This window comes from Methanosarcina sp. WWM596, from assembly GCF_000969965.1.
In the GTDB taxonomy this organism is placed as follows: domain Archaea; phylum Halobacteriota; class Methanosarcinia; order Methanosarcinales; family Methanosarcinaceae; genus Methanosarcina.
This window is the reverse complement of record NZ_CP009503.1, coordinates 839,850-858,790: the sequence shown is the minus strand read 5'-3', so window position 1 is coordinate 858,790 and position 18,941 is coordinate 839,850. Positions and strand designations below refer to the sequence as shown.

The 18,941-nt window shown below is 45.4% G+C and carries 29 protein-coding genes and 1 tRNA gene; 28 read left to right on the top strand and 2 right to left on the bottom strand.

Features of this window, described 5'->3' with window-relative positions:
- Window positions 1-8 precede the first annotated feature (8 nt).
- The 23 genes from MSWHS_RS03880 to MSWHS_RS03770 all read left to right on the top strand — a co-directional run bounded on the left by MSWHS_RS03880 (window position 9) and on the right by MSWHS_RS03770 (window position 12,303).
- Window positions 9-725: a 50S ribosomal protein L2 gene (locus MSWHS_RS03880; RefSeq protein ID WP_048126216.1), complete on the top strand. Its 717-nt coding sequence runs from the start codon at window positions 9-11 to the stop codon at window positions 723-725.
- A gap of 15 nt (window positions 726-740) precedes the next feature.
- Window positions 741-1,151, top strand: a complete 411-nt coding sequence (locus MSWHS_RS03875) for a 30S ribosomal protein S19 (protein ID WP_048126214.1) — start codon at window positions 741-743, stop codon at window positions 1,149-1,151.
- Between the two features lie 11 nt (window positions 1,152-1,162).
- Window positions 1,163-1,618 (top strand): 50S ribosomal protein L22, encoded by a 456-nt coding sequence (locus MSWHS_RS03870; protein WP_048126212.1) that lies wholly within the window; start codon window positions 1,163-1,165, stop codon window positions 1,616-1,618.
- Entirely contained in the window at window positions 1,619-2,542 is a 924-nt protein-coding gene (locus tag MSWHS_RS03865; protein ID WP_048126207.1) for a 30S ribosomal protein S3, read from the top strand.
- Entirely contained in the window at window positions 2,542-2,745 is a 204-nt protein-coding gene (gene rpmC / locus MSWHS_RS03860) for a 50S ribosomal protein L29 (protein ID WP_048126205.1), read from the top strand. Before MSWHS_RS03865 ends, rpmC begins: the two co-directional genes overlap by 1 nt.
- On the top strand, window positions 2,735-3,067 hold the full coding sequence (gene rnp1 / locus MSWHS_RS03855; protein WP_048126203.1) for a ribonuclease P protein component 1: 333 nt from the start codon (window positions 2,735-2,737) through the stop codon (window positions 3,065-3,067). Before rpmC ends, rnp1 begins: the two co-directional genes overlap by 11 nt.
- Window positions 3,068-3,071: 4 nt before the next feature.
- Window positions 3,072-3,401 (top strand): 30S ribosomal protein S17, encoded by a 330-nt coding sequence (locus MSWHS_RS03850; protein WP_048126201.1) that lies wholly within the window; start codon window positions 3,072-3,074, stop codon window positions 3,399-3,401.
- Window positions 3,398-3,796: a 50S ribosomal protein L14 gene (rpl14p, locus tag MSWHS_RS03845; RefSeq protein WP_048126199.1), complete on the top strand. Its 399-nt coding sequence runs from the start codon at window positions 3,398-3,400 to the stop codon at window positions 3,794-3,796. The genes MSWHS_RS03850 and rpl14p overlap by 4 nt, the downstream gene beginning before the upstream one ends.
- 10 nt (window positions 3,797-3,806) lie before the next feature.
- Window positions 3,807-4,157, top strand: a complete 351-nt coding sequence (gene rplX / locus MSWHS_RS03840; RefSeq protein ID WP_048126198.1) for a 50S ribosomal protein L24 — start codon at window positions 3,807-3,809, stop codon at window positions 4,155-4,157.
- Window positions 4,158-4,170: 13 nt separating this feature from the next.
- A complete protein-coding gene (locus MSWHS_RS03835) occupies window positions 4,171-4,878 on the top strand; it encodes a 30S ribosomal protein S4e (protein ID WP_048126196.1) in 708 nt (235 codons plus the stop codon).
- A gap of 4 nt (window positions 4,879-4,882) precedes the next feature.
- Window positions 4,883-5,380, top strand: a complete 498-nt coding sequence (locus MSWHS_RS03830) for a 50S ribosomal protein L5 (RefSeq protein ID WP_048126195.1) — start codon at window positions 4,883-4,885, stop codon at window positions 5,378-5,380.
- On the top strand, window positions 5,381-5,533 hold the full coding sequence (locus MSWHS_RS03825) for a 30S ribosomal protein S14 (RefSeq protein WP_048126193.1): 153 nt from the start codon (window positions 5,381-5,383) through the stop codon (window positions 5,531-5,533).
- 10 nt (window positions 5,534-5,543) lie between these two features.
- Window positions 5,544-5,936: a 30S ribosomal protein S8 gene (locus tag MSWHS_RS03820; RefSeq protein WP_048126191.1), complete on the top strand. Its 393-nt coding sequence runs from the start codon at window positions 5,544-5,546 to the stop codon at window positions 5,934-5,936.
- A 14-nt stretch (window positions 5,937-5,950) separates the two neighbouring features.
- A complete protein-coding gene (locus tag MSWHS_RS03815; protein ID WP_048126189.1) occupies window positions 5,951-6,481 on the top strand; it encodes a 50S ribosomal protein L6 in 531 nt (176 codons plus the stop codon).
- A gap of 11 nt (window positions 6,482-6,492) precedes the next feature.
- Window positions 6,493-6,933 (top strand): 50S ribosomal protein L32e, encoded by a 441-nt coding sequence (locus tag MSWHS_RS03810; protein WP_048130207.1) that lies wholly within the window; start codon window positions 6,493-6,495, stop codon window positions 6,931-6,933.
- A gap of 1 nt (window position 6,934) precedes the next feature.
- The gene (locus tag MSWHS_RS03805; protein WP_048126187.1) at window positions 6,935-7,390 is read left to right on the top strand and encodes a 50S ribosomal protein L19e; all 456 of its coding nucleotides are present in this window, start codon (window positions 6,935-6,937) and stop codon (window positions 7,388-7,390) included.
- A gap of 16 nt (window positions 7,391-7,406) precedes the next feature.
- Entirely contained in the window at window positions 7,407-7,931 is a 525-nt protein-coding gene (locus MSWHS_RS03800; protein WP_048126185.1) for a 50S ribosomal protein L18, read from the top strand.
- A gap of 9 nt (window positions 7,932-7,940) precedes the next feature.
- Window positions 7,941-8,570, top strand: coding sequence for a 30S ribosomal protein S5 (locus MSWHS_RS03795; RefSeq protein WP_048126183.1), 630 nt, complete (start codon window positions 7,941-7,943; stop codon window positions 8,568-8,570).
- Between the two features lies 1 nt (window position 8,571).
- Entirely contained in the window at window positions 8,572-9,033 is a 462-nt protein-coding gene (locus MSWHS_RS03790) for a 50S ribosomal protein L30 (RefSeq protein ID WP_048126181.1), read from the top strand.
- 10 nt (window positions 9,034-9,043) lie between these two features.
- Complete coding sequence (locus tag MSWHS_RS03785) at window positions 9,044-9,466, top strand: uL15m family ribosomal protein (RefSeq protein ID WP_048126179.1); 423 nt, start codon at window positions 9,044-9,046, stop codon at window positions 9,464-9,466.
- A 142-nt stretch (window positions 9,467-9,608) separates the two neighbouring features.
- Window positions 9,609-11,084 carry a preprotein translocase subunit SecY gene (secY, locus tag MSWHS_RS03780; protein WP_048126177.1) on the top strand — a complete coding sequence of 492 codons (1,476 nt, stop codon included), beginning with the start codon at window positions 9,609-9,611 and terminating at the stop codon, window positions 11,082-11,084.
- A gap of 91 nt (window positions 11,085-11,175) precedes the next feature.
- Window positions 11,176-11,823 (top strand): adenylate kinase, encoded by a 648-nt coding sequence (locus tag MSWHS_RS03775; RefSeq protein WP_048126175.1) that lies wholly within the window; start codon window positions 11,176-11,178, stop codon window positions 11,821-11,823.
- 201 nt (window positions 11,824-12,024) lie between these two features.
- On the top strand, window positions 12,025-12,303 hold the full coding sequence (locus tag MSWHS_RS03770; protein WP_048126173.1) for a MarR family transcriptional regulator: 279 nt from the start codon (window positions 12,025-12,027) through the stop codon (window positions 12,301-12,303).
- A 155-nt stretch (window positions 12,304-12,458) separates the two neighbouring features.
- On the opposite strand, the gene MSWHS_RS03765 is transcribed toward MSWHS_RS03770, so the two are convergent.
- Entirely contained in the window at window positions 12,459-13,004 is a 546-nt protein-coding gene (locus MSWHS_RS03765; protein WP_048126171.1) for a carbonate dehydratase, read from the bottom strand.
- A gap of 608 nt (window positions 13,005-13,612) precedes the next feature.
- Between MSWHS_RS03765 and MSWHS_RS03760 the strand changes: the two genes are divergently transcribed.
- The 4 genes from MSWHS_RS03760 (at window position 13,613) to MSWHS_RS03745 (ending at window position 16,075) form a co-directional block, all read left to right on the top strand.
- Window positions 13,613-14,233: a DUF106 domain-containing protein gene (locus MSWHS_RS03760; protein ID WP_048126169.1), complete on the top strand. Its 621-nt coding sequence runs from the start codon at window positions 13,613-13,615 to the stop codon at window positions 14,231-14,233.
- Window positions 14,233-14,775 (top strand): (d)CMP kinase, encoded by a 543-nt coding sequence (gene cmk, locus MSWHS_RS03755; RefSeq protein ID WP_048158754.1) that lies wholly within the window; start codon window positions 14,233-14,235, stop codon window positions 14,773-14,775. The genes MSWHS_RS03760 and cmk overlap by 1 nt, the downstream gene beginning before the upstream one ends.
- A gap of 77 nt (window positions 14,776-14,852) precedes the next feature.
- Window positions 14,853-15,869, top strand: a complete 1,017-nt coding sequence (locus MSWHS_RS03750; protein ID WP_048126165.1) for an RNA-guided pseudouridylation complex pseudouridine synthase subunit Cbf5 — start codon at window positions 14,853-14,855, stop codon at window positions 15,867-15,869.
- Window positions 15,870-15,992: 123 nt separating this feature from the next.
- A tRNA-Ser gene (locus MSWHS_RS03745) sits at window positions 15,993-16,075 on the top strand.
- An 861-nt stretch (window positions 16,076-16,936) separates the two neighbouring features.
- On the opposite strand, the gene MSWHS_RS03740 is transcribed toward MSWHS_RS03745, so the two are convergent.
- Window positions 16,937-17,320 carry a hypothetical protein gene (locus MSWHS_RS03740; protein WP_048126163.1) on the bottom strand — a complete coding sequence of 128 codons (384 nt, stop codon included), beginning with the start codon at window positions 17,318-17,320 and terminating at the stop codon, window positions 16,937-16,939.
- A gap of 123 nt (window positions 17,321-17,443) precedes the next feature.
- Between MSWHS_RS03740 and MSWHS_RS03735 the strand changes: the two genes are divergently transcribed.
- A complete protein-coding gene (locus MSWHS_RS03735) occupies window positions 17,444-18,874 on the top strand; it encodes an IS4 family transposase (RefSeq protein WP_048159539.1) in 1,431 nt (476 codons plus the stop codon).
- Window positions 18,875-18,941: the final 67 nt, after the last annotated feature.

Sequence of the window (18,941 nt, the reverse complement as noted above, 5' to 3'; positions counted from 1 at the left end):
TGTGATCCATGGGTAAAAGAATCATATCACAGAACAGGGGTAGAGGTACTCCAACCTACAGAGCTCCTTCTCACAAGTATAAGGCAGACCTGAGGCACCCCCGTGTGGATGAAAATACCTCCCTTCAGGGAGAAGTCATAAAAATCGAGCACGACCCTGCTCGCTCAGCCCCTATCGCAAAAGTTGCCTTTGAAAACGGAGAGGAACTTTTCCTTCTTGCTTCCGAAGGCATTTCAGTAGGGAACATCATTGAGTGTGGAGACGATGCCGTGGTCAAGCCCGGGAACATTGTACCTATCGGAAATGTTCCTGAAGGTTTCTTCATCTGCAACATCGAATCAAAGCCAAACGACGGCGGCAAATTTGTCCGATCCTCCGGAGTATATGCAACCGTTGTGACTCACGAACCGACAAGGACTGCAGTGGCTATGCCTTCCGGTAACATAAAGTGGCTTAACCCCAAGTGCAGAGCAGTTGTCGGGATTGTTGCTGGCGGTGGCAGAGTGGACAGACCCTGGCTCAAAGCCGGTAAAAAGTACCACAAAATGAAAACAAGGGCTGCAAAGTATCCAAGGGTTTCAGGTGTTGCCATGAATCCGATTGACCACCCGTTCGGTGGAGGTGCCTGGAAGCACCCGGGAAAGCCCACAACTGTTAGTAGAAACGCCCCGCCCGGAAGAAAAGTCGGGCTGATTGCAGCAAGAAGGACCGGAATGAAGCGCTGATGAGGGGAATTCGTTATGGTAAAAAAATCATCATCAAGGTTACCGAAGAGAAAAGGTGAGTTCACCTACCGCGGGAAAACCGTCTCAGAACTTCAGGAACTGAGTCTTGAAGAGTTTGCAGAACTTCTGCCTTCCAGAGAGCGCAGGAGCATCAAACGCGGGTTCACAGACGGGCAGAAGAAAGTCCTGCACGAGTTCAAGGAAGGAAAGAATATAAGGACCCATCACAGGGACCTGATCATTCTTCCAGAAATGATCGGAACAGTTATCGAAATCCACAACGGGAAAAGTTTTATAAGTGTGGAACTTCAGCCTGAAATGATCGGGCACCGCTTTGGAGAATTTGCACCCACAAGACCAAAAGTTAACCACGGCAGTGCCGGTGTGGGAGCAACCCGTTCAAGCAAGTTCGTACCGTTGAAATGAGGTGAAAGGGAATGGCAAGAATAAACTATTCAATTAATGGAGATCCTGAAATTACCTCTAAAGCAATGGGTTCCGAACTTCACATTTCCCCGAAGAAGTCCCGTGAGGTTTGTTGCAAGATTAAAGGCATGAAAGCCTCTGAAGCAAGGAAATTCCTTGAGGACGTAATTGCCCTGAAGCAGGCAGTGCCCTTCAAGAGACACTCCGAAGGGACCGGTCACAGGAAAGGTCCTATGGCTGGAGGAAGATACCCTGTCAGTGCTTCAAAAGAGATCTTAAAGGTTCTCAAAAATGCAGAGAGCAACGCCGAGTACAAGGGTCTTGAACCTGCAAACATGTACATCACCCATGCTGTCATTCAGCGTGGAAGGGTGATTCATGGGTTCATGCCGAGGGCAAGAGGAAGGGCAACACCCAAAGACACGGAAACTGTAAACATCGAGATGATCCTCTCCGAGGTGCGCTAAATGGCAATAGAGAGAAAGTTCGTTAATGACGGGTATGTTAAAGCCTCCATGGACGAGTATTTTGCAGAACAGCTGAACAGGGCTGGATACGGCGGCATGGAGCTGAACAGGACCCCTATGGGCACCCAGATTATTATTTACTCCGAAAAGCCGGGGATGGTAATCGGGAAAGCCGGGAAGGTCATCAGAAAACTTACCCGTGACGTTGCAACCAAATACAACCTCGAAAACCCGCAGATTGACGCTCAGGAAGTCAAGAGGCCTGAACTTAATGCCCAGATGATGGCATCCAGGCTTGCATCTTCCATTGAGAGGGGCTGGTACTTCAGAAAAGCCGGACACAACACCCTCAGAGCAGTCATGAACGCAGGCGCACTTGGCTGTGAAGTCGTAATCTCCGGAAAGCTTACCGGAGCAAGGTCAAGAGTTGAAAAATTCGTTAACGGGCACGTAAAACACTCCGGACACCCTGTACAAGAGGTAGTAGACGAAGGGTTTGCAGTAGCAGTTAAAAAGCTCGGAACCCTTGGCTGCAAAGTCAGGATCATTCAACCTGACGTTGTCCTACCTGATTCATTCAGGATTAAGGAATCAAGCGAGATTATCGTTGAGCCCGCTGAAAAGCCTGCCGAAAAACCAGCTGAGAAACCCGCTGAAGCCCCTAAAAAGGAAGGTGCGGCAAAACCCAAAGCTCCTGCGGCAGTACCCGAGAAAGAAGTAGAGGTAGCCGAAGTCGCAGAACCCGAAGAAGCTGAGGAAGAATCCCCGGTGGAGGCATCTGAAGACGTCGAAGAAGCCGAACTTATCTATGTTGAGGGCTCAGAAGAAGTCCGAAGACAGGTCAATGGTGTCTGGCAGCACAAGCATGAGAGCTATGATTACTGGCATCCCATGGCAAGGGTCCACAAGGAGGCTAAGGAATAATGGCAATTCTCAGGACCAACGAAATCCGGACCATGACAATCGAAGAACGGGCTGACGAACTCGAAAACCTTAATAATGAACTGGTTAGAGAACGTGCCCTTACCTCTGCAGGCGGGGCTCCAGACAATCCGGGACGAATCGGAGAGATCAGGAGAACTATTGCCCGGATAAAGACAATTCAGCACGAGCTAAATGAGATCTAAAGTGGAAATTCTGCCTTCGACTCTTATCTTTCATGAACTGATAGGGCTCGATATTAAGGTGATTTACTCCACTAATCCATCATTAACAGGAATCCGGGGCAGAGTAGTTAACGAGACGAAAAATATGTTTGTGGTTGAAAACTCTCAGTCCCGGGAACTGCAGATTCCCAAGGCGGATTCGGAATTTATCTTCCGGGTCCCTGCCGAGCTCTCAGAAAAAGGCCGCAGATCCGATACATTCGTTAAAATTCAGGGAAACCTGCTGCTCTCACAACCCGAAAATCGGATCAAGAACATTAAAAAGCTACGTAAATGGGGCTAAATTCATGGCAAGAGATATTGGATTAAATATACCGGCGCCATCAGAGGAATGTGATGATGCATACTGTCCCTTTCACGGAACACTTCCGGTGAGAGGTCAGATCCTTGTGGGTACCGTGGTCAGCAGCAAAATGGACAATACGGTAGTCATTGAAAGGCAATACATGAAAATGGTGCCGAAATACCAGAGATACGAGAAGAGACGCTCGAAGGTTCACGCACACAACCCGCCTTGCATTTCTGCAAAAGTTGGTGACATTGTCACCATCGCAGAATGCAGGCGTATAAGCAAAACCAAGTCTTTTGTGGTGGTCAAAGCGGAGGTGCCTAAATGAAAGGCATACGCTCAAACATCCCAAGGGCTCTTAACGCAGGCGCCAAGATTCCGTGTGTGGACAACACCGGAGCCAAGGTCGTTGAGATAATCTCTGTCAAGAAGTACAGAGGAGTCAAAAACAGAATGCCCTGCGCAGGAATTGGTGACATGTGCGTCGTTTCCGTAAAGAAAGGCACACCAGAAATGAGGAAACAGATTCTCCTCGCAGTGGTGGTTCGCCAGAGGCAGGAGTTCCGCCGTCCGGACGGGTTACACGTGTCCTTTGAGGACAATGCAATGGTAATCACGGACGAAGACGGAATTCCCAAAGGCACGGACATAAAAGGTCCGATAGCAAGGGAAGTAGCTGAGAGGTTCCCCAAAATAGGAACTACAGCATCCATAATTGTCTGAGGTGATTGCAATGGTATCCAAACAGCCCAGAAAGCAGAGAAAGGCAAGATACACCGCACCTCTCCATATCAGGCAGAAATTCATGGGTGCAAGACTCAGTGAGGGACTTACCAAACAGTACGGCACAAGAAGTGCTGCAGTCATCACTGGTGACACAGTAAAGGTCATGCGCGGAGACTTCAAAGGCACTGAAGGAAAAGTCCAGTCCGTATCTCTTATGGACGGCACAATCTCAGTGGACGGAGTTACTTCCACAAAAGTGGACGGCACTGAAGTCCCAAGGCCCATAAATCCCTCAAACGTCATGATCACAAAACTAGAAATGAAAGACGGGCGCAGAGCGTCAAGCATTAAAAAGTGAGGCAGGTGATTTTGTGACACACCAGAAAAGATTATCAGTTCCAAAGAGCTGGAAGGTCGGGAAAAAAGGCAATAAGTGGATCTCCACTACCCGCCCGGGGCCTCACAGCCAGGCACGTAGTCTTCCGCTCGGAATCATCATTCGGGACATTCTCAAGCTTGTTGACAACAGCAGAGAAGGTAAAAGGGTTCTCTCCGAAGGAAAAGTTCTTGTTGACGGAATTCCCAGGAAAGACCTCAGATTCCCGGTAGGGCTCTTTGATGTAATTACCCTTCCTCTTGTAAATGAAGCATACCGGATGCTCCAGGATGAAAAGGGACGCCTGACCCTTCACAAGCTCAACGAAACTAACGTAAACAAGCTGTGCAGGATCGACAACAAGTTAACCGTCAAGGGAGGAAAAGTCCAGCTTAACCTCAATGACGGAACCAACATCATTGGCTCCAACGAGTACGGGACAAAGGACTCCCTGATTCTTTCCATTCCTGACAAGCAGGTAGTAAAACACCTGAAGTTTGAGGTCGGAAACCTTGCAATGGTTGTAGGTGGTCAGCACTCGGGAGAAACCGGAAAGATCATGGAGATCAAGGAAGTTAAGAGTTCCAGACACAACACAGTAATGATTTCCGGAGAAACCGATTTCGAAACAATCGAGGACTACGTAATCGTTATTGGTAAGGACAAACCTGAAATTCGGCTTGGTGGTGAGCTTAGTGAGTAATCCTATGCGCACACCTGTTGTTGAAAAGGTAATTGTCCACATGGGTGTTGGAGAAAGTGGTCAACAACTGGTAAACGCCGAAGACATCCTACGGGCTATCACAGGACAGGAAGTCGTAAAGTGCTTTGCAAAAAGGACCCTTCCTGCTTTTGCAATCAAAAAGAATGAGCCCATCGGTTGCAAGGTAACTCTCAGGGGTCCGAAAGCTCAGGAGTTCCTTGAGACATCTCTTGGGATAATTGAGAAGACTCTGAGCAAGACACAGTTCGATTCCCTCGGAAACGTCTCTTTTGGGATTGAAGAACATACTGACTTTCCGGGTATGAGATATGATCCTAACATCGGGGTTTTCGGAATGGACGTCACTGTTGTACTCAAACGCCCGGGAGAAAGGATTTGCAAAAGGAGAATCGCAACCCGGAAAATCCCGACTGGCCACAGGGTCACGGTGGACGATGCGATCGCCTTCCTTAACGAAAGTTACGGCGTGGAGGTCATGTAAATGACAGATACAATAAACAAGTCCGGAAGAGGAGTAAACGAATGCAAACGGTGCGGAAGAAAACAGGGGCTTGTCCGTAAATACGACATCTACCTCTGCAGGCACTGTTTCAGGGAAATTGCCCACGAGATGGGCTTTGATAAGTACTCGTAAGGTGATTAAAATGGTATTACTTGATCCTCTTGCAAACGCCCTTTCCACTATTAAGAATGCGGAAGCCATTGGGAAGAGCTCCTGTATTGTCAGGCCTGCTTCAAAAAATATTGGCAACGTCCTGAAGGTTATGCAGGATCTCGGCTACATTGGAGATTTTGAGTTTATCGACGATGGAAAAGCCGGAATCTACAGCGTTACCCTTGTGGGAAGAATCAACAAGTGCGGTGCAATAAAACCGCGTTACTCCGTAGGAACTGCCAGCTTTGAAAGATGGGAAAAGCAGTTTCTACCAGCAAAGAACTTTGGTGCCCTTATCGTAACCACTTCAAGCGGGGTCATGTCTCAGTATGAGGCCCGTGATAAGAAGATCGGTGGGCAACTTCTTGCTTATGTGTACTGAGGAGGGAACAGGAAATGGTTAAGGAAATTGCAAGAACAATAGAGATTCCTGAAGGAGTTTCCGTCTCTCTCTCTCGGGATGTCTTTACAGCCAGGGGCCCGAAGGGAACTGTTGAAAGAAAGTTCTGGTACCCCGGAATCAAGATTGAAGTCAGGGGAGAAGATGTACTGGTGGATGCAGAATTCTCCAGGAAAGAGCAGAAAGCCATGGTAGGGACTTTTGCCTCCCATATCAGAAACCTGATGAAAGGCGTAAATGAAGGCTTTGAGTGCAAGATGAATATTGTGTATGCTCACTTCCCAATGCAGGTAAAAGTTGAAGGCAAGACTCTCATAATCGGGAACTTCCTTGGGGAAAAGAAGCCAAGAGTTGCAAAAATCCTTGGTGAGACAAAGGTTAAGGTAAGCGGGGGCGAGGTCATCGTTACCGGAATCAACAAGGAAGATGTCGGGCAGACTGCCGCAAACATAGAACAGAAGACCAAGATTAAGAGGTTCGATCCAAGGATTTTCCAGGATGGAATCTACATAGTGCAGAAGGCCTGAAGGTGGTTATGATGGGAGAAGAATTCAATGAAGTTGAAGGTACTTCGGTTTCCGCCCTTGATATGGATCCTGAATCCAGGCGCTTATTCAACGTGAGAAAGGTTCAGAAGGGGAAGAAACCCCAGTTCAAGAGAACCTGCAGCCACAAATTCAAAAGACTTGACACCAACTGGAGGCGCCCGAGAGGTTCTCAGGGTAAACAGCGCAGAAAGTATGTTGCAAAAGGCGCTCTTGCCCAGGTAGGATACGGAAGCCCTGCAGCAGTCAAAGGTCTGCACCCTTCGGGTTATTCTGATGTTCTTATTACCAGCATTGCGGAACTTGAGCTTGTTGACCCGTCTTTTGAGGCTATCAGGATAGCAAGAACAATAGGCGCACAAAAGAAAGCCATTATTCTTGCAAAAGCTGAAGAACTCGGAATTAAAGTACTGAACCCTGGAAGGAGTGAATAAAATGTCAGACCTGTTCAACCAGAGGAAGCTGGCTTCCAAAGTTCTTGATTGTGGGCTTGACAGGGTATGGCTTAACCCCGAAGCATCCGAAGAAATCGCCTCTGCGATCACAAGAGAAGATATCCGCGGACTCATTGAGAAAGGCACCATTAAGGCAAAGCCTGTAAAAGGAGTCAGTAGAGGCAGAGCCAAAGCTCGTGCTGTCAAACGTAAGTATGGGCACTGCAAGGGACATGGTTCCAGAAAGGGTAAGAAAGGAGCCCGTACTCCCAGAAAGGAACAGTGGATCAAAAAGATCCGGGCTCTTAGAAACAGACTCAAGGAGCTGCGTGCAGACGGAGCACTTGATAAATCAGTGTACTGCAGACTCTACAGAAAAGCAAAAGGCGGAGAATACAGAAGCGTTTCCCACCTTAACTCTCACCTTGAGTCCGAAAAACTGTTAAATAAAGAATAACCTGGAGGAGCTGAAGATGGCAACAGGACCAAGATATAAGGTTCCTTTTAGACGAAGAAGAGAAGGACGTACCAACTACCACCTCCGCCTTAAATTACTACTCTCAAAGCAGGACCGTGTAGTTGTCAGAAAGAGTGCAAGAAACGTTCAGATCCAGTTAATAGCTCCAACAGCAGACGGGGACATAACTTATTCCTCAGCCGTTTCGAGTGAACTTGCAAAGTACGGTTACACAGGAGCTACCGGAAACACGACGGCTGCATACCTAACAGGGCTCTTATTCGGGCTGAAGAGTTTGCAGAAGGGCTATGAAGGAGGCATTCTGGACATAGGACTCCAGGCTTCCTCTACAGGCTCAAGAGTCTATGCCACCCTTAAAGGGATTGTAGACTCAGGCTTTGAAATCCCCTGCAGCCCGGAAGTGTTTCCCTCGGATGAGAGAATCCGCGGAGAGCACATAGCCGAATACAGAGAAGAGAGCTCAGACCTGCCAGAGCAGTTTGAAGCAACCAAAGAGAAAATCTTTGCTGAGTTTAGTTAAGGTGATTAAATGGCATTCGATCAAGATTGGGTACCGAAAACCAGGCTTGGAAAACTAGTCGTTGAAGGACAGGTTGCTTCCATGGATGAGGCAATCAAGTCAGGCCTGCCTATCAGGGAACCCCAGATAATTGATATGCTGCTTCCTGACCTGGAAGATGAGGTGCTCGATATCAACATGGTCCAGAGGATGACTGACTCAGGACGCCGTGTAAAGTTCAGAGCAACCGTAATCGTGGGAAACAGAAACGGCTATGTAGGACTTGGACAGGCAAAAGACGTTCAGGTCGGGCCTGCAATCCGTAAGGCAATCGACGCTGCAAAGCTCAACATTACCTACATCCGCAGAGGCTGCGGTTCCTGGGAATGTGCCTGCGGGCTGCCGCATACCGTACCTTACGAGGTTACAGGGAAGGCAGGCAGTGTAAGTGTGACCCTTATTCCCGCCCCAAGGGGACTCGGGATTGCCGCAGGAAACACTGCAACCAAAGTGCTTGAAAAAGCCGGCATTAAAGACGTATGGACCAAGACCTTCGGAACTACCAGGACAACTCTCAACTTCGCAAAGGCTACCTACGATGCCCTTAACCAGGTCAACGTTATAAGGCTGCCTGTTTACTATGGTAAGGAGGAAGTCTGAGATGTATGCAGTTGTGAGAATGAGAGGACAGGTCAACGTGCGCTATACCATTGAGGACACCATGAAGATGCTCCGCCTGCACAGAGTTAACCACTGTGTGTTTGTGCCGGAGAATCCTCACTACAAGGGTATGGTCCAGAAAGTGAAGGACTACGTTGCATACGGGAAGATTGATGCAAAAATCCTTGCAGAAGTCCTCGAAAACCGTGGAAGGCTTGAAGGCAACACCCGCCTCACAGAAGAATATATCCGTGAAAATACGGACTATGATTCCATACAGGCCTTTGCCGAAGCTGTTGTTGAGGGAAAAACCTCCCTTAAGGATGTTCCCAAATTGAAGCCTGTTTTCAGGCTTCACCCGCCCCGAAAAGGACATGCAGGAATTAAGAGGACAGTCCAGCAGGGCGGAGTGCTCGGAAACCACGATGAAGATATCAACGTGCTCCTGCATAAAATGAGATAAGGTGGTTTGAATGGATGTTAAAAAGTTCAGAGGGTCCAGGACCTGCGGTGGCGGAACTCACAAAAACAGGCGTGGAGCCGGAAACCGCGGAGGCCGCGGGAAAGCCGGTGGCTGTAAACACCACTTCGTAAGAGCTATGATGCGCGGGTACAGCTACGGAAAGCATGGTTTCAAACGCCCTGATGTAGTATCCAAGGACGTTTCCATAGTAAATGTTGGAGAGCTCGACGAACTTGCTCCCTATCTTGTTGAAGAAGGGTTTGCCGAGGTTAAGGACGGGGCATACCACATTAACCTCGAAAATCTCGGAATTGAGAAGGTACTTGGAAGCGGACGTGTCATGAAGAACCTTGTGGTTACTTCAGAGGAATTCTCAGCCTCTGCCCGTGAAAAGATTGAAAATGCAGGCGGAAGCTGCATCGATGCCGAATAAGTAGTGTCATCCTGACTCTACTTATTTCATTCTTTTAGTAACTTTTTATATTAGATGTGCTATATACCTTTAACTTAAGGTAAAAACATAATCTAATATTTAATATAGTATAAATAAATGTATATTTTGAATGGTGTAATCGATGACTCTCAGGGATACCTTAGAACCGTTTTTTAACAAGTTGCCCGCAGTAGCAAGTCCGGAAAAACACGTCCACTTTAAGGATAAACTCTGGTGGACTCTGGGAGTTCTGGTGCTGTACTTTGCTCTTGCAAATGTGCCGCTCTTCGGGATGTCTCAGGATTCTGTTGACCTTTTTGAATCTTACCGCGCCTTCTTTGCCGGGGCTTCGGGATCTTTAGTCCTTCTCGGTATAGGGCCAATTGTCACGGCTTCTATCGTCCTGCAGCTTCTTGTCGGGGCAGACATTATCAAAATGGATCTTTCGGACCCCAAAGACCAGGCGTTCTTTCAGGGTGCCCAGAAGTTTCTTGTCTTTGTTATGATTATTCTGGAAGCTCTACCGCAGCTTCTTGGTGGATACATCCAGCCGGATCCGGGGCTTGCTTCCACTCTTGGTGTAGGCCTGGGAGTGATCACCTTCATGCTCCTTGTCCAGATCTTTATCGGAGGCACGCTGATCCTCTTCATGGATGAAGTGATTTCTAAGTGGGGTATTGGATCAGGAGTCGGGCTTTTCATAGTTGCAGGAATCTCCCAGCAGATCGTTACAGGTATTTTTAACTGGCAACTTGAAGACGGGCTTCCTGTCGGACTCATTCCCAAATGGATCTACATTGCCCAAAACACGGGGGCAGACTACCTCTTTTCCGGTGAAGGTCTGATGTTCCTGCTGGTCAGAGGAGGAATTCTCGCTCTCCTGAGCACGGTAATCATATTCCTGCTTGTGGTATTTGTGGAGAGTACGAGAATTGAGATCCCTCTCGCCCACAGTGCGGTTAGAGGGGCAAGGGGTCGTTTCCCTGTAAAGCTCATATACGCATCAGTTCTGCCCATGATTCTTGTCAGGGCTCTTCAGGCTAACATCCAGATGATTGGGATAATCCTTTCCGGCAGAGGGATAAACTTCCTCGGAGAATTCAGCGGCTCAAAGCCCCTGAACGGGATCATGTATTACCTAGCTCCCATACACAGTCCATATGACTGGATACCGTCCCTTGTACAACAATCCTTTGCAAGCTACGGGGCAGCTGCTCCTGCTACCTGGCAGATTGTGCTTCATGTCTTTTCAGATGCCGTGATGTTGATCGGAGGCGGAATTATATTTGCCCTTTTCTGGATCGAAACCACAGGCATGGGTGCAAAGCCCACAGCCCAGAAGATATTTAATTCAGGAATGCAGATCCCTGGTTTCAGGCGGAACATTGGCAGTATTGAAAAAGTTATGCAGCGTTACATTCCAAAGGTTACTGTGATAGGTGGAGCTTTCATTGGGCTTCTCACTCTGGTTGCAAGCCTGCTCGGTACTCTCGGAAGTGCCGGAGGTACCGGACTGCTGCTTACAGTAAGCATTGTGTACCGTCTTTACGAGGATATTGCTTCCGAGCAGATGATGGAAATGCACCCGATGATCCGTTCTTTCTTCGGGGAGCAGTAAGGGCTGGTAAACCTCTAACTGCAAGGATAACTGAAAAATATAGGTCATAAAGAAAAAATCAAATAAAAGGACACAAAAAGGGGATCTTCGAATGAACATAATACTCTTCGGGCCCCCGGGTGCCGGTAAAGGTACCCAGGCCAAAAAAATGGTTGATTTCTACGGAATTCCGCAGATTTCCACAGGGGATATCCTGCGGGCAAATGTTAGAGAAGGAACAGAACTGGGACTTGCAGCCAAGGCATATATGGACAAAGGAGAACTTGTCCCTGATCAGGTGCTTATAGGCATAATTAAAAACCGTCTGAATGAGGCAGATTGTAAAAAAGGTTTCATTCTTGACGGATACCCGAGAACTGTCCCTCAGGCAGACGCCCTGGAAGCAATACTTGATGAAATCGAAAAGCCCATCGATATTGTCCTCAACCTTGAGGTGCCTGACGAAGTGCTTGTAGGAAGAATCAGCGGGCGTCTGATGTGCAAATGCGGGGCAAGCTATCACATGATCTCCAACCCACCAAAGAAAGACAACATCTGTGACAGTTGCGGCAGTGAGATATTCCAGCGCGTCGATGATACTGCAGAAGCCGTCCAGAACCGCCTGGATGTCTACAAAAAGCAGACCCAACCGCTAATCAACTACTATAAAGAAAAAGGTATCCTTGTCACCCTTAACGGTACAAAGGATATAGACGTGGTTTTTGAGGATATTAAGGCAATTCTGGCAAAGTTTGCCTGAATTCCTCCTTCCTTTTTCTTTTGTTTTTACTTTTTTTCTTTTTTATTTTCCTGTGTTTTTAAAACTTCCTAAAAATTATAGTTACTTAAAGTACCTGAATTGTATCTCCTGACGGCATCTTCCGCGACAGAGTGATTAAATGTTAAATATTATGCGACTGCTTATCTCAATAGGAAGTTTTTGCTGGAGAATCTGACTTACATGACTGAAAACTCAATAGAAGAACTGATGAAGTGGGTTATCAGTGTTGACCGCCGCCTGATACTTATGGAGTCCATGAAAAGGCATAATGCAGTGAGAGCTTCGGATATCGCCCATGAAGCAAGCAGGTCTACACAAAATATCAGTCGCGCCTTAAAAGAACTTGAGGACAGGGATTTAATCGAATGCCTGACTCCTGAGAAATCAACCTGGAAAAAATATATGCTTACGGACAAAGGAAAAATAGTTCTGGAAAAGCTGGAGGGAAAATACCTTTAACCTACGGTCAGAAGTTTTCGGTCTGGATTACTTCTTTTTCTTCCTCCCGGATTTTTCTTCCAGAATAATTCTGGATAAATACAGTATTTTTGCTTTCAACTGTATTTTAGCTGTATTTTAGCTGTATTTTAGCTGTATTAGCTGTATTTTTGTCTTCAACTCTCTTCTCTGAGTCTTATATAACCTTCCACAAGGTCAATATTGGCCTTGACCACTGATCTTTTGAACTCAGTCAGATCTTTTGTGATATCCTCAAGAGCGTCAGCACAATCCTGTCTGGTGATCACGGTCCCGTCAGGTACCATCCTGCCTGAGGAAATATCCACGCCTCGGACAATGGATTTGTGGAGGACAAGCGTATCTTTCCCGATATTGCAGTCAAACACCACTGCCCCGAACCCTATGAAGCAGTCTTCTCCGATCCTGCAGGGGCCGTGTACAATGCAGCTGTGGGCAAGGGAAGTGTTTTTTCCAATTAGCACTTCGGAATGTGAGAGTGAATGGACCACAACATTGTCCTGTACATTACAGCCTCTGTGAACAGTTATGGATGAACCTGGTTCGTCTGCCCTGAGGACTGCATTTGGCCCGACGAATACATCATCTGCAATACTTACGTTTCCTATTATTAATGCTGTTTCGGATATCCACGCCCTTTTGCTTACTTTTGGGTGTTGTTTATGGGGATTTGGAAGGTGCATTTTAAAATTCCTCTTTCATGCCTGTGGGTGTTTCACGGAATACCGTTTGAAATATCTCTTCAGAGCAAGCTCTCTGTTTTCAGCCTCTGAAGCCTTTTTATGATAAGTTATGATAAGTTATTTAAAACTATGTTTTGATCTGGCACCCACCTATAAATATACTCCAATATTTTTACCTGAAACTGCGAGGGAAAACGTAATCCTGCGGGCAAGAAACGCCGGGCTTTTCCAAGCATTAAATCTCCAGAATAAAGTCTCTTTGAGAGTACTGTTTTTTCAACGGGGCCGTATCTGTGGCTATATGTAGCTGAGCCCATCCGAAAGGTATGTAAAATAAAGAGAAAAACTGGAATAAGGGCACTTGCAGTCAGAGTTTAACCGAATAGTATAACTTATATATACATCGAAACTTATTAACCAGAAAGCCTATGTAAACGTCTTAAACCCGCTTGCAGTCTGAGCTGATTTATTGGTTAATTTACTAAAATTCAAGCTTATTAAGACTCAATTCATTGTCAAAACTTTATTTAGTTGAGCTCTATCTAGCAAGATTCTTCCACTTGAATGAATCTAATTAACATTTATTGAACCTTAATGGTGAGAACAACTTGGTTTCGGAGACTTTAAAAAAGCAAATTGACCGGTTCCTGCTGGCTTTCGGTTTTTCCCTTATGTTCGGGATAATGATCCTTGGACAGGAATTCAGGCAATCTGTGGGGGAAGCAGTAGGGGTTTTAATGGACCCCATGCTCATGCTGATCGGACAGGAGAACTTCCACCTGGCCCTTTTAATTATGGCTGCTATCACTGCTATCTATGCATCCCTTATCCAGAAATACACTATCGACTGGGACCTCATGAGGAACACCCAGGAGCGCATGAAGTCTTTTCAGAAGGAGTTCCGGGAGGCACAACTTTCCCAGAACACTTACATGCTGAAAAAACTTGAAGATCAGCGCAAGGATATGATGGAAGACCAGATGAAGATGTCCAAACAGCAGTTCAAGCCTATGGCTTATATTAGTATTATCTCCCTGCCTCTCTTCATGTGGGCTTATTATTACATTAGTGGGCACGGAGCTGCCACCATGGTCTTTCCCTTCTGGGGTGAACAACTGCTAACGTCCAAGGCTTTTGGCCCCTTCCAACACTGGATCTACTGGTACTTTATTTCCTCTCTTGGAATCAGTCAGCTTATAAGGAAGGCACTGAATATCGGTGGGGTCTAATGCGGATCACCGTGAGCGGGCTTCCCGGAAGTGGGACAACAACCCTCTCAAGGCTCCTGTCTGAATACTATGAGCTTGAGCTGGTTTCCTCAGGCGAAATCTTCAGGAGGATGGCAAAGGAGAGGGGAATGAGTCTTTCTGAGTTTGGAGCCATGGCTGAAAGGGATCCCTCCATTGACCTTGATATCGATAAAAACCAGAAATCTATTATCCATACCCAGGACAATATCATTCTTGAAAGCCGGCTTGCAGGTCATATGGCTGAAGGGGTGCCTAATGTGCTTAAAATCTGGATAAAAGCCCCACTGCTGACAAGAGTCAGGCGTATCCAGAGGCGTGAGAAATCAATCTCCTTTGATGAAGAGCTGGAAAAAACGGTTGAAAGGGAAAAGTCCGAAGCCCTCCGTTATAAGAACTATTACGGGATTGATATTACAGACCTATCAATCTACGACATTGTTATCGATTCTGAAAAATGGAACCAGTACCAGACTATTGATATCCTCAGGATTGCTATTGACTCTATTGTCGGGCCTGAGTGATTTATTCAAGAGTATTTCAGATCTGTACGCATCACTCATTTGAATCCATAACCACAACCCAGGAGTTTTAAAAAACCATGTCATCCGCCGGCAAACTGCCATCAGAAGTTGAAAGAACCCTTGTCCGGAAGTCCGGCGCCTGGACAAATCCATCCTACGGCTGTCCTCCGGAAAAGCGCCCTATCCTTGAATACATTGAAAAAGGAGTGGTGAATATTGACAAGCCCAGTGGACCTACAAGCCACGAGGTTGCAGCCTGGGTAAAAGCCATCCTTGGCGTGAAGACAGCAGGACATGCCGGTTCTCTTGATCCTAAGGTCACAGGGCTTTTGCCTACCTTGCTGGGAAAAGCTACAAAAGCCGTACCTGCCCTGCGCCTCTCAGGAAAAGAGTATGTTTGCCATCTGAAGCTTCACAGGGTTATGCCTCCAAAGCTGATTCGCCAGGTCTGTGAGGAATTTACAGGCCCTATTTACCAGAGGCCTCCCATCAAATCAGCTGTAAAACGTGTCATAAGGGTAAGGACAATCTATTATATTGAAGTGCTTGAAATCGAAGGCACTTCCGTGCTCTTCCGCGTTGGATGCGAAGCAGGGACTTATATAAGGAAACTCTGCCACGATATCGGGCTTGCTCTGGGCTGCGGCGGGCATATGCAGGGACTCCGCAGGACTAAAGCAGGCCCGTTTACGGAAAAAACCCTTGTAACGCTCCATGAACTCAAAGACGCCTATGTGTTCTGGGAGGAAGATGGTGATGAGTCCGAACTGAGAAGGGTTATCCGGCCAATGGAATCAGCTGTATCCCACCTACCCAAAATAATCCTGCGGGACAGTGCAGTAGATGCGGTTTGTTCCGGTGCTTCCCTGGCAGTCCCGGGTATTACAAGCCTGGACTCCAACTTGATCATAGGGGGACTTACAGGGCTTTTTTCCTTAAAAGGGGAACTTGTGGCTCTTGCAAAGGCTGATATGACAACCGAAGAGATTCTCAAAGCTTCTGCCGGTATTGCAGCTTCTCCTATCCGCATACTTATGGAAGCAGGGACTTATCCAAAAGGCTGGACTAAAAAAGAAGAAAAAGTCCAGCTTTAACCTTTTAAATTCTTTCTTCCTTCCTTCAAATTTCTTTCTTCCTTCTTTCTTCCTTACGCATTCCTAGAATAAGATTTATATACCACTATTCCGTTATGGTATAAGTCGTGCCATAAACTCTGTGCCGAGGTAGTCTAGTGGTAGGGCGCAAGCCTGGAAAGCTTGTGGGGCTTAGCCCCTCGGGAGTTCGAATCTCCCCCTCGGCGTCATGTTTTCAAGTCTTTTCTAAATTACATTTACAATCCTTTTTTAAAGTTGGAAGACAAGATTTAATAAGGGCACCAACTGCTTTTAGAAGGTTGCATTTTTAAGCGATTTAAGGGAATTTTTTTCGAAAATATAGGATTAAATGCTTTTATTACTTCGGGAGTGCGGAGGGTCACGAATACCCTGTCCTTTAGGTCGGGGATGAAGTGAACCCTCGCCTCTTTTTGGTTTTGATTTAAATATCTAAATCGTCGCTTCTTTGTAAAATTATCGGAAATCGGACAGGGGCTCGATAGCAGAGTTTCAATAACTTAGATCAAGGGAACCTTGTTAAAAGACACTGTGAATCATTTCCGAGTAACCGGGCGTGCGGTCCATCAGCATACCCCATCCTTTAGGTTGGGGTGGCCGCACGCAGTTTGATTTTAAATTTAAAGCATTTAAAATGATTTTGGCATAAACTCACTTGTATAAAGATCATATGTTCAAATACTCCCATGTATAAACAACCTGGAATATATGCAAAAGCGTTAGTAGTTCAAAAAAGAAGTTAATCTGACAATGTCAAGGTAAGGACCCCGTTGAAAAATGATCGATTGATTTCAGGCGGGAACGAAAGAAATAAACGGAAACAAACAGAGAAGGAATATTGAAAGTCAACTACCCCTGAGCTAAAACTCAGGGGCTTGTCTAACAAGCCCTGGTTGACCAGATCACCGATTGGAGTTAAGAAAATCGGTAAACGATAGGAAAGAATACATAGTTACCCTTGAATGTCGCCTCAGTTTAAGGCTCTAAGGATGCCGGTTAAACAGTCCTGAGAGGTAGGGACAGTGCTTGCATCGTTAAACCTTTCCATATCAGATCGAGAGGAGGACGGATTCCGGAATTGACTTGTTCCAACTACGCTGTAACACTCCAACTTCACGAAGTTGAAGTCCACGATTCGGATACGCATAACTCTTCGGAGGAAAACTATATGTTAGATCACCTTCTTTTGCTCCTATAATATATTTCAGTTTATGCTTCTCTAATTCGCGAATGTGTGGAGCATTTGAATATAAAGAGTCCTCCACTACAATGAGGCGTAAATAGGGATGCGTTTTTCTTAATTTCTCTAAAAAACGTTTGCTTGCATTGCGTTCGATATCATTCTTTTTCTCTCCATCCTGTTTGATGATCGGCTCTGGTGCAAAAGGTATTACCTCCTTGAAATCAGGATGAACGATTGCTCCACTCAACATTTGGTGATAATAGGTAACTTCACCCGTTTTCGAGTTCGTTTTTGTACAACAAGATTTACAATGAATCCTGACTTTGACAGTTAGATAAAAATAAGTGCTCTTTGTTTTGTGTTATTCGGTCAAATGAACATCACAAAACAGAGAGCATTCCCTACAATTCCTAACAAGAATATATGTGTTCCTATCGGATCGATTCTTGCCGTCCAACTCTTTTATGAAAAGCTTAATTTCTGTGATATTTTTGGCAAACATAAAAACAAGGGTCTTGATCTCAATAGTTTGCTGATCGGTTTGCTAAGCTACAAGCTGACTGAAAATTTTAGTATCAAAGAAGCTGGCAAATGGTTAAATCAGGAAGAAATTCTCGAGATATTGAATCTTGAAAGGTTTCATGAAAGAGTTCTTTACAGAACTCTTGAACTCTTAGGACGTAACAGAGAGGAAATTCTCTCTGATATTCTGGATTCTCTATTTTCTGTATATGGTTTTGAAGAGACGGATATAAACCTGGATTGGACGAGTATAGTCCTTTATGGGACTAAATCCAACCTTGGTAAATACGGGTATAGCAGAGATCACAGGCCTGATAAGCTGCAGATAACTGTTGGAATTAGTGAATTAGCTAACCCCATTAACATACCTATTGGAGTTACAGTGAATAAAGGAAACGTTCTTGATCTTGAGCACTTTTCTGACACTTATAACCAGGTGAAAAGTAGACTTAAAAAAGGCTCTCTTATTGTTTTTGATAAAGGAGCTAATACCAAAGATAATATCGATATTATACAGGATGCTGAGATGGACTATCTCACTTCCATGAAACTGAATACGAGTGACGATAAAATAATTGAGAAATTTGATCTGGAAAGAGCAGAACTGATAGATTCCAAAAAAGGTATATATGGGATAAAAATAGTCAAGCCTAGCAGCATTAAATATTTCTATTTCTCTGAAGCTCTACAGAAAAGGCAATTAGAATCAAAAGCAAGAGCTGTTATGAGGAAATTAAAGGAAGCAAAAGAGATTCAGAAGGCCATCATAAACAACAAAAAGCTTCCTAAGAAATTCAGAGTAAATAATGAGTTGATCGAGATTGATTACTCTTTTAGAACTGAGCTAGAAGAGCTTAGTGACGAGGAAGCTGTAGAACTCCTAAAAGCTTCACTGATTAATGGAAGAGAAGGATTTTTCTGTCTGAAATCAAACAGGCATTTGACACTTGAAGATGCATTGATAACATACAGAAAAAAGGATTCTATTGAGAAAATATTCCATTCATTGAAAAATGAAATTCAGATTAAGCCATTAAGGTTGTGGTCGGAAGATAGCATTTATGGAGCCATTATCCTTGGGTTTATCGCCCAATTATTCATATCGCTGATGCGATATGAATTTGAAGAGCTAAAACACACGTCTACAAAATTCATTAAAAAAAGCTTGAAGAATTTGACACTTACAATCAAGTTCAAGATAAATGGTGTCAAAAACCATATTTTTGCGAATTTTGACTGGATCAATAGCTTGATAGTAGCAAAAAGGAATGAAATTACATAGAATATATAATAAATTTTGTAACAATTCAGGTAGCCTTTGAAAGGCTACAATTTTTCCTCTTTTCGAG